General features: G+C 64.3%; 13 protein-coding genes and 1 riboswitch. Of the genes, 10 read left to right on the top strand and 3 right to left on the bottom strand.

Annotated elements, in window-relative coordinates; translation table 11 throughout:
* Positions 1 to 32: 32 nt before the first annotated feature.
* A riboswitch (cobalamin riboswitch) is annotated at positions 33 to 211 on the bottom strand.
* Between the two features lie 84 nt (positions 212 to 295).
* From cbiE to PQR53_RS34085, 5 genes are all read left to right on the top strand, one after another.
* Entirely contained in the window at positions 296 to 1519 is a 1224-nt protein-coding gene (cbiE, locus tag PQR53_RS34105) for a precorrin-6y C5,15-methyltransferase (decarboxylating) subunit CbiE (protein WP_408464249.1), read from the top strand.
* A complete protein-coding gene (locus PQR53_RS34100; RefSeq protein ID WP_408464247.1) occupies positions 1519 to 2607 on the top strand; it encodes a cobalt-precorrin-5B (C(1))-methyltransferase in 1089 nt (362 codons plus the stop codon). The genes cbiE and PQR53_RS34100 overlap by 1 nt, the downstream gene beginning before the upstream one ends.
* On the top strand, positions 2604 to 3332 hold the full coding sequence (locus tag PQR53_RS34095; protein ID WP_408464245.1) for a cobalt-precorrin-6A reductase: 729 nt from the start codon (positions 2604 to 2606) through the stop codon (positions 3330 to 3332). The genes PQR53_RS34100 and PQR53_RS34095 overlap by 4 nt, the downstream gene beginning before the upstream one ends.
* Before the next feature lie 45 nt (positions 3333 to 3377).
* Entirely contained in the window at positions 3378 to 4106 is a 729-nt protein-coding gene (gene cobM, locus PQR53_RS34090; RefSeq protein ID WP_408464243.1) for a precorrin-4 C(11)-methyltransferase, read from the top strand.
* A 220-nt stretch (positions 4107 to 4326) separates the two neighbouring features.
* The gene (locus PQR53_RS34085; protein ID WP_408464241.1) at positions 4327 to 5451 is read left to right on the top strand and encodes an alpha/beta hydrolase family protein; all 1125 of its coding nucleotides are present in this window, start codon (positions 4327 to 4329) and stop codon (positions 5449 to 5451) included.
* A 14-nt stretch (positions 5452 to 5465) separates the two neighbouring features.
* Here the strand turns inward: PQR53_RS34085 and PQR53_RS34080 are convergent, their stop codons facing one another.
* Complete coding sequence (locus tag PQR53_RS34080; protein WP_408464239.1) at positions 5466 to 6959, bottom strand: MDR family MFS transporter; 1494 nt, start codon at positions 6957 to 6959, stop codon at positions 5466 to 5468.
* A gap of 222 nt (positions 6960 to 7181) precedes the next feature.
* Between PQR53_RS34080 and PQR53_RS34075 the strand changes: the two genes are divergently transcribed.
* A complete protein-coding gene (locus PQR53_RS34075) occupies positions 7182 to 7442 on the top strand; it encodes a DUF1488 family protein (protein ID WP_169490214.1) in 261 nt (86 codons plus the stop codon).
* 259 nt (positions 7443 to 7701) lie between these two features.
* Complete coding sequence (locus PQR53_RS34070) at positions 7702 to 8337, top strand: carbonic anhydrase (protein ID WP_408464237.1); 636 nt, start codon at positions 7702 to 7704, stop codon at positions 8335 to 8337.
* Positions 8338 to 8423: 86 nt separating this feature from the next.
* Here the strand turns inward: PQR53_RS34070 and PQR53_RS34065 are convergent, their stop codons facing one another.
* Positions 8424 to 9005: an alpha-ketoglutarate-dependent dioxygenase AlkB family protein gene (locus tag PQR53_RS34065; protein ID WP_408464235.1), complete on the bottom strand. Its 582-nt coding sequence runs from the start codon at positions 9003 to 9005 to the stop codon at positions 8424 to 8426.
* A 121-nt stretch (positions 9006 to 9126) separates the two neighbouring features.
* On the opposite strand from PQR53_RS34065, the gene PQR53_RS34060 reads away from it, so the two are divergent.
* From PQR53_RS34060 to PQR53_RS34050, 3 genes are all read left to right on the top strand, one after another.
* Positions 9127 to 9486, top strand: coding sequence for a BON domain-containing protein (locus PQR53_RS34060; protein ID WP_408464233.1), 360 nt, complete (start codon positions 9127 to 9129; stop codon positions 9484 to 9486).
* Between the two features lie 190 nt (positions 9487 to 9676).
* Positions 9677 to 10576, top strand: coding sequence for a DMT family transporter (locus PQR53_RS34055; protein WP_408464231.1), 900 nt, complete (start codon positions 9677 to 9679; stop codon positions 10574 to 10576).
* A 319-nt stretch (positions 10577 to 10895) separates the two neighbouring features.
* Positions 10896 to 11942: a DUF4148 domain-containing protein gene (locus tag PQR53_RS34050; protein WP_408464229.1), complete on the top strand. Its 1047-nt coding sequence runs from the start codon at positions 10896 to 10898 to the stop codon at positions 11940 to 11942.
* 93 nt (positions 11943 to 12035) lie between these two features.
* Here the strand turns inward: PQR53_RS34050 and surE are convergent, their stop codons facing one another.
* Positions 12036 to 12815 carry a 5'/3'-nucleotidase SurE gene (gene surE / locus PQR53_RS34045; protein WP_408464227.1) on the bottom strand — a complete coding sequence of 260 codons (780 nt, stop codon included), beginning with the start codon at positions 12813 to 12815 and terminating at the stop codon, positions 12036 to 12038.
* Positions 12816 to 13080: the final 265 nt, after the last annotated feature.

Raw genomic sequence — 13080 nt, 5'->3', positions numbered from 1 at the left:
CGGCATCGGTACACCCCGCCCGATGGTGGCTGGCACGAACAGTCTGGCCGGCAGGTCTCCTGGCTGGCAGGTCATGGTCCGCCGCTGCCTTCCCGGTCGAACCAGTGGCGCGGAGCGCAGGCGGACTCGCTGCATACAGTTGCGGGGGCAGCCACAGTGGCACTGTGTTCCCTCTTCGGCCCCGAAGGGCACCGGCGGCTGTATTATGCCTTTTTTCGAACAGCACAACGAGGCTGGACGCTTTGATCGGCGTGGCACAGCGCACTATTTGAAGATACAGAACAAGGATGGATGCATGCCGGCGTGGCTGACCGTGGTGGGCATAGGCGATGACGGCTTCGCCGGCTTGGGGCGGGCCGCGCGGCGTGCTTTGCTGGAGGCGTCGGTGGTCTACGGCGGCGAACGGCATCTGGCGATGCTGCCCGCGCGTCTCGCCGCGCGCCGTGCGGCATGGCCGCGGCCGTTCGATCTGACGCCTTTGCTGGCCGAGCGTAGCGGCTCTGTGTGTGTGCTGGCGAGTGGTGACCCGATGCTATTCGGCGTCGGCGCGACGCTGGCGCGGCAGTTGCCGGCGGGCGAGTTGCGGGTGCTGCCCGCGCCGTCGTCGGTGTCGCTGGCGGCCGCGCGGCTTGGCTGGCCGTTGCAGGATGTCGCGACCGTTTCGCTGGTCGGCCGGCCCTTGCCGATACTGAACGCTCATCTGCACGAGGGCGCGCGTGTCTTCGTGTTGAGCGCCGATGGGCGCACGCCCGCGGCGCTGGCTGAACTGCTGAATGCGCGCGGTTTCGGCGCGACCCGAATGACGGTGCTCGAACATCTGGGCGGCGAACTGGAGCGGTGTATCGATGGCCGCGCGGATCAGTGGTCCGCGGCCGAAGCAGCGGCGCTGAACCTGATCGCACTCGAATGCCGGGCCACGGAAGGCGCGCCGCGTTTGCCGTTGACCTCCGGCTTGCCCGATGACGCGTTTCGCCATGATGGTCAATTGACCAAACGCGACGTGCGCGCGATCACGCTGGCGCGTCTCGCGCCGACGCCGGGCGAATTGTTATGGGATGTCGGCGCGGGCAGCGGCTCGATCGGCATCGAATGGATGCGCGCGCACCGGACTTGCCGCGCGATCGCGATCGAAGGGCATGCGGAACGGCAGCGTTTCATCGAACACAATCGCGATGCGTTGGGCGTGCCGGGCTTGCAGCTGGTGGCCGGCCGCGCGCCGGATGCGCTGGAAGGATTGGCGGCGCCGGATGCCGTGTTCATCGGCGGCGGTGTGACGGTGCCGGGCGTGCTCGAAACGTGCTGGGCGCGTCTGCGTGACGGCGGGCGGCTGGTCGCGAATGCGGTCACGTTGCAGGGCGAGGCGGCGCTCGTGGCGTGGCGGGCGCAGCATGGCGGCACGCTGAGCCGCATCGCGCTGGCCGACGCACAGCCGCTCGGCGGCTTCGATACGTGGCGTCAGGCGCTGCCGATCACGTTGCTGGATGTCACGAAGCCGGGCGATTCCCCGCCCCAAACGTAATGCGCGAAGAAACGCCCGAACAACCCGCGCCGCTGCGTAGCGGCTACACCACCGGCAGTTGCGCCACCGCGACGTCGCTCGCGGCCGCGCGTCTGTTGCTCGCGGGTATCGTCAGCGAGGTCGCGGAGATCGTGTTGCCGAAGGGCCAGCACGTGCCGATGCCGCTGGTGTTTTGCCGCCTCACTGCGGACGGCGCGGAAGCCGGCACCGTGAAAGACGCAGGCGATGACCCCGACGTGACCCACGGCGCGATCGTCTTCGCCCACGTGCGCCTGCGTGCCGAGCCGGGCGTGATATTTCGGGCGGGGCCGGGCGTCGGCACGGTCACGCGCGCCGGCCTTACGCTGCCGGTCGGCGAACCGGCGATCAATCCCGTGCCGCGCCGGATGATGACCGACCATCTGGCCGCGCTCGCGGATGAACATGAGTACAGCGGCGGTTTCGAAGTGACGATCGGCGTCGAAGGCGGCGAAGCACTCGCCCTGAAGACGATGAACCCGCGCCTGGGCATCCTCGGTGGCTTGTCGATTCTCGGCACCACCGGCATCGTGCGGCCGTTCTCGTGCTCGGCCTACATCGCGTCGATTCATCAGGGCATCGACGTCGCGCGTGCCAACGGTTACGTGCATCTCGCGGCCTGCACCGGCAACGCGAGCGAAGACGCGATGCGCGCGCATTATGGTCTGCCGGATATCGCGCTAATCGAAATGGGCGACTTCGTCGGCGCGGTGCTCAAGCATATGAAGCGCGCGCCGGTCGAGCGCCTGAGCGTGTGCGGCGGCTTCGGCAAACTCAGCAAGCTGGCCGCCGGGCACCTCGACCTGCATAGCCGCAATTCGAGCATCGATCTGGAGCGCCTTGCAGCGTGGGCCGCCGGGCAGGGCGCCGACGCTGCCTTGCAGGCGGCGATCCTCGCCGCCAATACGAGCCAGCAGGCCGTCGCGTTGGCGCACGCGCGACACGTGCCGCTCGGCGATATCGTCTGCCGGCACGCGCTCGCTGTCGCGCGCGAGATCGTGCCGCCGCAGGTCGCGGTCGAAATGTTCGCGATCGACCGCCAGGGCAATCTGATCGGAGTCGCGCGATGACGCGGATCCTGCTGCTCGGTGGCACCGGCGACGCGTTGCGGATCGCAAGACAGCTCGACCCCGAGCACGTGTACAGTCTCGCGGGCCTCGGTAAGGTGCCGGACGATCTCTCATGCGCCGTACGCGTGGGCGGCTTCGGCGGTGGCGAAGGCATGGCGCGCTATATCGGGGACGAACGTATCGGCCTTGTGATCGATGCAACGCATCCGTACGCCGCGCGGATTAGCGCGAATGCGGCGAAAGCGAGCGCCGCCGCGCGCGTGCCGTGCTGGGCGCTGCGTCGCGCGGGATGGCTGCCGCAAGCCGGTGACGACTGGCGCATGGTCGACGCCTGGGCCGAACTCACGGCCACGCTCGCATCGTTCGGGCGGCCGCTGTTCACGCTCGGCCGCGAACCGCTCGCGCATCTCGACGAGATCCCGCCGCAGCAGTTCTGGACGATACGCTGCCTGGAAGCACACGAGACCCATCCACGTGCGCGCATTCTGGCGGCACGCGGCCCCTTCACGCTCGAAGGCGAGCGAGCGCTGTTCAGCACCGAAGCATTCGATGTGGTCGTCAGCAAAAACAGTGGCGGCAGCGCGACAGAAGCGAAACTCGAGGTCGCGCGCGAACGCGGTTTGCCGGTCGTGATGCTGCGGCGGCCTGATTTGCCCGCAGTCGATCGTGAGTTTGCAAACGTGGCCGACTTGATGGAAGCATTGCGAGGGCAACGCTTAAGTTAAATGGCCCATGCATGACATGCCGGCCGAACGAACCTGGAGTATGGAATGACGGTGTTTTTTATCGGCGCGGGTCCCGGCGACCCGGAACTGATCACAGTGAAAGGGCAGCGCCTCGTGCGTGCTTGCCCGGTGATCCTGTACGCCGGCTCGCTGGTGCCGGCCGCTGTGCTGGAAGGGCATGGCGCGGAGCAGGTCGTGAATACCGCCGAGCTCGACCTCGATCAGATCGTCGCATTACTCAAAGCGGCCCACGACAAAGGCCAGGACGTGGCGCGCGTGCATTCCGGCGACCCGTCGTTGTATGGCGCGATCGGCGAGCAGATCCGCAGGCTTCGCGAACTCGGCATTCCCTACGAGATCGTGCCCGGCGTGACGGCGACCGCGGCGTGCGCGGCGGCGCTCGGTTGCGAGCTCACGTTGCCCGATATTTCGCAGACGCTGATCCTCACGCGCTTCGCCAGCAAAACGACCATGCCCGAAGGCGAACAACTCGCCGACCTCGCGAGACACCGCGCGACCATGGCCATTCACCTCGGCGTTCGCCATCTCGCGCGTATCGTCGATGAACTGCGGCCGCATTACGGCGGCGCTTGTCCGATCGCGGTGATCTACCGCGCGAGCTGGCCGGATGAAGAAAAGATCACGGGTACGCTCGACGATATCGTCGGGAAAGTGCAGTCCACCCACATCGAGCGGACCGCGCTGATTCTGGTGGGACACGTGCTCGCTGCAGAAGGATTCGCGGAGTCGACGTTATATGCGAAGGGCGGCTGAGGCAATTCGGGTGGGCCGCGATTTCAGGTAAACGGCACGGACGGCCGGTTCTACAAATGCGACTCGATCGGGAGGATGGACATGAACCAGATGTGCGGCCATTGCGGCGCGCGTCCCGGCAAACTTCGCAAGCTCTGCACCATCTCCCGGCAATGAGGCCGCTATCCTGGCGCCATGATGAAGCCCGGCACCGCATGATCCCCATCCACAAGGACTGACTATGTTTCGATTGATGTGTGCCGCCCTCGCATGTGCGGTGGCGTTGTTGTGGGCGGGCGCCGCCGTGCCGGCCGATCATGTGTCCTGGCATGCAGGAGAGGGCGTGCGTGTGTTTCATCCCGCCGTGGCCCGTCATTGGCGCGGGGCCCGGACCCAGGCGCTGGTGGCGAGCATCTGGTATCCGGCCGATCCGGCATTGCCGGAGGCCGCGCATGACCTCGGCGCGCCCGGTCATCCGTTGTTTCGCGGGCATCCGGCCGTGCTGGGCGCGCCGCTGTCCAGCGCACGCGCAACCTATCCGCTGCTCGTGCTGTCGCACGGTACCGGCGGCACCGCGGACAGCCTCGACTGGCTGGCCTCGGCGCTTGCCGCCGAAGGCTATATCGTGGCGGGCGCTAATCATCCGGGTAACAACGCGACTGAGCCGATGACCCGCGATGGCTTCATGCTCTGGTGGGAACGCGCCACGGACGCCAGCGAAGTGCTCGACGGCGTGCTCGCCGACCCGATGCTGGGTCCGCATGTCGACCGGGACCGGATCGGCGCCGTGGGTTTCTCGCTCGGTGGTTATACGGTGCTTGAACTGGCGGGCGCGCGAACCAATCTGGCGGCGTTCGAGCGCTTTTGCGCGTCACCGCAGGCCGACGCGATCTGTCATCCGCCTGAGGCCGCAAGAATTCACGAGGATCCCAACGCGCCTGCCTTGACGCTCGCCACGCTCTCGCCGGAGACGAAGGCCTCACGGGCACGCGCGGGCGCGTCGTACCGGGACCCGCGCATCAAGGCGGTCTTTGCGATCGCGCCGGCGCTGGGCGAGGCGTTCGATAGCGCGTCATTCGCGGACGTCAGCATTCCCGTTTCGCTGGTGGCGGGCGAGGCCGACGTGACTGCGCCCGTGGCCACCAACATTCACCGTATCGCGGGTTTGCTGCCGAAGGCCCGCGTCACGATGGTGCCGGGCGCGTCGCACTACACCTTTCTCGACACCTGCCTGCCCGAGGTGGTCGAGCGCCTTGCCGGCATCTGCAAAGACAATCCGGGCGTGGACCGCGATGCGATCCACGCGCAGACCGCTCAACGAGCGGTCGACTTCTTCGCGGCCACGCTGCCCGCGAGCGGCCCGTAGCGAAACGCCAAAGCTCAATCTTCAAGCGGCGCGAGCGCTTCAAGCGGCATCTGCTTGTCCGCGCCAATGTTGATCGCCGGCACGAACCCCAGCAGCGCGACCACAAAAATCGCAATCACAAAGATCGCAATGAAGGTCAGGTGCAGCGACTGATGCAACACCATGCGGATCATGTCGCTATCGGCAAGACTCGTTACCTTATTCTGCAGCAGGGCTTTCAGCTGGTCCGACGTGACCACGGCGACGCCCTTCGAGTGACTGAGCCCGAAGTTGAGCACCGCGCCGAACACCGTCGCGCCCAGCGTGCTGCCGAGATTGCGCGAAAACAGATTCGATGCGGTAGCGCTGCCGCGCTCATCCATCTTGACGATCTCCTGGATCAGCATCAGCGAACTGACGCTCGCCGTGCCCATGCCGAAGCCCATGATGAGCGAACCGAACGCCGCCACGAGCGGCGAGCCGCCGGGCTGCAGGAACAGCAGAAGCACCGCGCCGAGCGGCACGAAGGCGCTGCCGCCGATCAGGATGCGCCGCAGGCCGAGGCGATGCAGGGATTTCGCCGCGAACGTCGCGCCCGTCGGCCAGCCCACCATCATCATCGTGAGCGCCAGACCGGCGACCACGGGCGAGCGGTGCAGCACGCCCTGAACATACATCGGCAGGAAGGTGGTGGCGCCCATCAGGATCATGCCGGACAGCACGGTTGAGGCATTGCACGCGGCGATCGGCCGGCGGCTCCACAGGGCGAACGAGATCATCGGCTCAGTCGCGCGGCGCTCCTGAAATACGAACGCCAGCAGGCACAGCATGAACGCACCGCCCGCGAGCGATGCCTTGACGAGGTCGTCGTCGCCGGCATAAGTCAGCGCCATCATCAATGCGGCGATCGCCGCCATGAACAGCGCCGCGCCCGCGAAGTCGATCGACGGACGCGCATGCCGCTCCGATTCGCGCAGGAACGCAATGAAGCCCGCCGCGGACGCGAGACCGATCGGCACGTTCATCCAGAAGATCCACGCCCATGACAGGTTGTGAATGATGAAGCCGCCGACCATCGGTCCGATCACCGCGGAAATGGCCCACACGCTGGCAAGATAGCCTTGCACCTTGCCGCGTTCGCGCGCCGGGTAGAGATCGGCGACGATGGTCAGCGTGACCGGCTGGATCGCACCCGCCCCGACACCTTGAATCAGGCGGAACACGATCATGGCGGGCATCGACCAGGCGAAGCCGGCCAGCACCGAGCCGAGCAGAAAGATCGCGATGCCGGCCAGCATGACGGGCTTGCGCCCATACAGGTCGGCGAGTTTGCCGAACACCACGGTCATCGCGGTTTGCGTCAGCAGGAACGAGGAAAAGACCCAGCTATAGAGATGTAGATCGCCGAGTTGCGCGACGATCTGTGGCATGGCGGTGGAAACGATGGTGGCTTCGATGGCGACCATTGCCATCGAAGCCATGACCGCGGCAATGATGAGAGGACGCGACGATTGGGGGCTGCGGGACATGGGGCGGTAAGATTAGTATGTTGGAGGCGTCTGACGGCGTGGCAGATGACATGCACGCCGACGCATAAGCGCGGCCGCCCGAAGGCGGCCGATCACGAGTATGCACCTTGTGGAGAATGTGCGCTGAACGAAAAGCCGTTATAGCGAGGTGATGGCGAAGCCAGAACGGCTTGGCACAGCCTTTGCGCGCTCAGTGTTACTTTCGACAAATGGAGGGTCATTATGAGGATCGAATTCACCGGACGCCGTGAAGTGGTGGCAGCGGCGCGCGTCGCCTTCGAAGCCAATGTCGATGGAGCAGACGTCTGGTGCAGCGTGTCGCTGGACGCGCTGAACGACCATTTCGGCAACGAAGGACCATCGGCCCACAATCTGGTCGGTACCTTCGAGGCAAACCGCGCGCGGATTGAAAATGCTACCCGGCGGGTCCTCGAAAAAAACGGGGGACAATCCGTGGAGCTCGAAACCGGAGATTTCAACTGAGTTGCAATCTGATGCCCGCACGGTTTCGCTGTGCGAGCGGGAGAGTCAGCCCCGGTCACGAACAGTCGGGGCTTTTTTTGTTTCGCCGTGGGTATGAAGGACGATTCGCGGGCGTACAGTTTGTGCTTCAGGATCGGCGTCGCCCAACGATGGATGAGACCAGCGAGGCTGCGGTATAGTCGCGCCAACCGATCGCAGACACGCCTTGGACTTTGCCGCTGGGCCGGCCGCCTGAGGCTTTGATTATCCGGAGAACGTTGTGCAGGACATCATTGAAGGATTCATCCGCTTTCAACGCGAAGTCTTCCCGCAGCAGAGCGCCTTGTTCAAACGTTTGTCGACGGCGCAAAGTCCGGGTGCGCTGTTCGTGACCTGCTCGGACAGCCGTGTCGTTCCCGAATTGCTGACCCAGGTAGAGCCCGGCTCGCTGTTCGTGATCCGCAATGCGGGCAACATCGTGCCGTCTTATGGCCCGGAGCCGGGCGGCGTTTCGGCCACCGTCGAATATGCGGTGGCCGTGCTGGGCGTGCGGGATATCGTGATTTGCGGTCACTCCAATTGCGGGGCGATGACAGCGATCTGCACGTGCATGAACCTCGACCATCTGCCGGCCGTGGCGGGTTGGCTCCGCCACGCAGACGCGGCGCGAGCGATCAATGCGTCGCGGACTTACCAGTCCGATGCGGAGCGTCTCGACGCTCTGGTCAAAGACAACGTGTTGGCGCAGCTCGCGAACATTCGCACGCATCCGTCGGTGGCCGTGGGTCTCGCGAAAAAAACACTGCGGCTGCATGGCTGGATTTTCAATATCGAAAGCGGCGCGATGCTTGCACTTGACGGACGTACTGGGGAGTTTTTGCCGTTGGTGGAGAACACTGAAATTTATGCTGTTTGATGTGGCGCCGGGGTGTGCCGGCCAGGAGTGCCGCTGGAGTGTGACGCTTCGGTGCGCCGCCTGGATATGCCGCTTGAGTGTGACGCTCAGCTGGCAAAGCAGCGAAACGCCAGGCTGATACGCGGGCCGGTTATATCGGCCAGCTTGGGGATGCCGTGTTCATGCGTGAATTGCGACGCATAGCTCATGACGATGCAACTGCCTGGCTCCAGCTCCACATGCACGATCCGGCCAGGACCCGCCTTCGGGCGAATCGACATGCGGCGGCTCGCGCCGAGCGAGACGACGGCAATCGGCTGGGCCGGCAGCAGCTTTTCTGTCTTGTCGCTATGAAGCGCGACACTATCGTTGCCGTCGCGATAGAGATTGAGACCGACGCGATTGAACGGCGCGCCGAGCAGTGAGCGGACGGCTTCAAATGCTTCGGCGAGCGGCGCAGGCAGGTCGTCGGACTCGCGGGAGAAAGTGGCGAGCAGACGTGGAACGGCCACCTCCCGGTCGTACATCATGCGCTGCCGGCTCAACCACCCGACATTTTCAAGCGCCTGATCGAACCACTTTTGCGCCGTGAGTGCCGGAATCGACTCAGGTAAATAGCGAATCCCGCCTTGCTCGTCATTGACGAGGCGTACCGGCTCGGGGGCAAACAGGCCTTGCTGGGACACCATGACTCAAACCTTGGAGAGCGACGGCCCGGGCACGAATCGCGGGGCCGTCCAGATGGACCATTATACTGTGTTTTTATACAGTGTTTTGGGTTGCGCCGCGAATGTCCACCGGACAAAACCCATGAACCGCAAACCAGTACGTGTTCTGTTGGCCGCCGTCTGCATGACCACGGCGCTTTCGGCTTGTGTGCAAACAGGCGGCGGTTCGTCAAACGCTGGTGCGCCTCCTCCAGTGACTAGCGGCAAAGCTGCGTCGCAGTCGGACATCAATCTGTCAACGGCAGTCCGGCAAGCGCTCGATAAGGCCCCAGGCTTCAATGTGTCGGGCGTGTTCGTGCGCGCACAGGACGGCGCGGTGATCTTGACCGGCACGGTGCACAGCGCCGATCAGATCAGGCAGGCGGAGCAGATCGCGCGAACCGTGCCGGGTGTGCTTGTCGTGGTGAACAAGCTCACGCTCTGGCACGGCGGCAACGGCTGACCCCGTGCTTGGCGGCTAGGCAGAGAGCGCGGACACGCTCTCCGGGCGCCATGCTGAACTGTTGGCCGCGGTCTTTGAGTCGATTGCGCGAGGATCCGCAGGCATAATCCGTTTTTCGATTACGCCGCCCTTTCATCGGGGGCAAAAACCCTACAGACGCGTGCCGCCTGGCACGTGTCCAGGAAAATTCATGCCGCCCATCACCGCTGTCCGGAGTGCAGCCGTGCCGTTGCGCAGCGTCGCGCTGATTCTGGTTTCGATGTTCTGCTTTGCGCTCGTCGATGCCCTGGCGAAATCCGTGGCGCTCGCTTATCCGGCCAATGAAGTGACATTCTTCCGGATGCTGTTCGGCCTGTTGCCCGCCGTGGCGGTTTGCCTGCGCGGCAAGCCGCTCCTCGAACGTTTCAGGCATATGGATCTGCGTGGACAGACCTTGCGTGCGTTGACGTTGCTCGGTGCTTCGGGGCTGTTTTTTGCAGGGCTGCCCTACGTGCCGCTCAGCGAAGCCGTGGCGATTGTTTATTCGGAAACTTTGCTGGTGATCGTTCTTGCACCGCTCCTTCTGAAGGAAACGCTCAAGCCACGCGATGCGCTTGCCGCCGCCATTGGCTTTGTCGGAGTACTTTTCGTGGTGCGCCCGGACGGTTCGCACTCGAGTTGGCTGGGTCCGGTTTTGCTGATTTCGAGCGCGTTTTTTGGCGCGTTATCGATCATCCAGATCAAGCGGATTCGCGCCACCGACGATTCGCGTACCACGGTGTTGTATTTCACGATGATCGGCACGATCGTCACCGGCGCGTCGTTATTTTTCGCGTGGCGCCCGCCTTCCATCGAGGCGCTCGGCGTGATGGCATTGCTCGGCGGATTCGCCACGGCAGGGCAGTTGCTGATGACGATGGCGTTTCGACAGGCCGACGCCGCCGCGCTCGCGCCGTATAACTACACGAGCATCGTGTGGGCCGCGCTGTTCGGCTATATCGTTTGGGGCGAGACGATCGGCAGCACGGCGCTGCTCGGTATTGCGTTGATCGTTGGAAGCTCGATTGTGGTTGCCGTGCGCGGCAAGCAGAGCGAGGGGCCGCTTGTTTAGGCGCATGGTTTTGCCGAATGCGAACCCGTTCGACATTGCTTCGGAGTTCCAAAAAATCGTCGTAGGAATGGCGGGGTCAGCAGGCTGGCTTTTTCGGACAACACGCCCCGCGCGAGCGGACGAATCGAACTTTCGAGGCTATAAATAGCAAATAGCAGGCATCCGCCTTGCACTCTTATTCGTACGTGACTGTACCGGCCCGAACTCGCGGTCGTTGCGGCGGCATCGATTGATGGATTCGCTGTGAACCCTCTGATGAATTCGGGCACGTTTTGCGATCTCGCGAACGCGCAGGGTCACGAATTGAGAGGGAGACGTCATGGTTAGCGAACCCAGGAAGATAGTTCTCACGAGCCTGTTTGTCGGCGCGGTTGCGATCGCGGCTTATATTTCGCAGTCGGACAAAAGCTGGTTGTCGTCGGACGATCTCGGCCTGGAACGCGACAGTGGGGCGACTCATCAGCCACGCAGCGACACCATGACCGGTTCGGTGAGTTCCGGACCGGTTGCTGGACGAAGCGGTTCGGCGGCGGCAATTGCCGGTGATCTCGAGGCGGCGCGCAATAGTCTGCAGCGCAACGATCTTGCCTCCGCGCAGGCGCAACTGGACGCGGTGCGTGCGGCACACCGGGACGACGATCAGGTTCTCGCGCTGCAGCGCGAAGTGGAGGCGCGCGCGGAGTTAGTGCAGCACGCGCCAGTACCCGCGCAAGGGGAGACGCTGGCGCTGCAAGGATCGAAATCGGCACGATCGTCGATGGCGTCTTCTGGGAAAAGCGGCCGCTCGCATGAAGGTTATGTCGCGAAGCGTGAACACTCGAATCGTGCATCCAGTGACGCGAAAACCCGGCGTGGGACTCAAACGGCAGGAGCCGCTATGGGCGCCGCTAGCCCTTCGCAACGCAGAGCGAGTGGTGCCGGCGCACCTGTTGTCGCCGGTTCGTCATCTGTTGGGCTGGCTGAGGTGAAGGTCGTCTCGAACGGCACCAGTGCGGCTGCTGCGTCTCAGGCGACACAGGCACAGGCGCAGGCAACACAGGCGCAGGCAACACAGGCGCAGGCAACACAGGCGTTACAACCGGTACCGCCAGCACGGCCGACATCTACGCTGCCGCCAGGCTGGCAAGCCGAGCTGACCGCACCTGCCGTGGTGCCATCGCCATCATCGTCATCCTCTTCATCGTCGCCTCAGATTGTGTCTTCCGCCGGTACGCAGTTGAAATCGGAGGGCGGCCCGAAAACACGCGCACAGGTCCGCGCGGAAATCGCCCGTGCCCGCGCCGATGGCAGCCTTCCCGCGTTCGGCAATCCGGATCCCGCTGGACCCGGCGGTGCGCCGAGCCTGACTACGGCGCCGCGTCCGTGAAGTGGCGCAGACCGCCGCTTATCGCAGCGACGCAGCAAGCTGCGCAGACAAGGCGGTTAGGGCAGCGACGCAGCGAGCCGCGCAGACCCACGCTTATCGCAACGCCGCAGCAAGCCGCGCAAAAGTAGGCTCGTCCGTGCGATCGAACGCAAGAGGCGTAACCGACACCCGTCCGGACGCCACCACGGCTGTTTCGCTATCGGCGTCGTTCGCGCGTGTGCCGCGTTGAAACCGCAACCAGTGATAAGCGATACCGCGTGGATCGACTTGCGGCAGCACCTCGATATCCTCGACGAGTCCGACCCCCTGTTTGCTCGGCGTGAGCGGACCCGCGCTGGCGCTGTCGACGTCGGGGAAATTGATGTTCAGGCAGGTGGGCGCATCGTGTCCGATCGCGAGCAACTGGCGGATCACGCCAGGCGCGAGGGCGCGCGCGGTGTCCCAGCGGACCTTGTCGCGGTTGCTGAAAGTCTGGCTCAATGCAAACGACGGCAACCCAAGCAACAGGCCCGTCATCGCGGCGCCGACTGTGCCCGAGAACATCGTCTCGACGCCGAGATTGCCGCCACGATTGATGCCGGACAGAATCAGCGTAGGCGGCGCGTCGCGCATCAGATGCCGTACACCCATCACGACGCAATCGCCCGGCGTACCCGCTACGCCAAAACGCCGCTCGCCCTGGCGGCTCACGCGCAGCGGCGAATGCAGACTGATGGAATGCGATGTGCCGCTCTGATCGTGCTCGGGTGCGACTACCCAGACTTCGTGGGCGAGCTCGGCGGCAACCGCTTCGAGCACGGCGAGACCGGGCGCGTCGATACCGTCGTCGTTGGTCAACAGTACCCGCGGCACTTTGGATTCATAGGCAGACATCGCAACACGCTCCTCTCGATAGGTAAGTGAAGTCTTATTATCCGGCTAATGAGCAGCGGGTGTAGCGACGCGGGCAGTGGCAGGGGGAACACATGAGACACGCCTTCACCAGGGCGTGGAGATGCGAGGAGTACCGCGCGCGTTGCACCCATAATGGCCGCCCGAACACAAAACGGAAACGCGCTCATTGTGTACCATGCAGACTGCTTCACGCTTCGCACGCTTCGTGTGTTTAGTGCCCGCTGCGGGCGTGCTTCTTGGCCGC

The sequence above is a fragment of the Paraburkholderia fungorum genome, assembly GCF_046027605.1.
Lineage (GTDB): Bacteria > Pseudomonadota > Gammaproteobacteria > Burkholderiales > Burkholderiaceae > Paraburkholderia > Paraburkholderia fungorum_F.
This window is presented reverse-complemented; position numbering and strand designations above follow the sequence as displayed.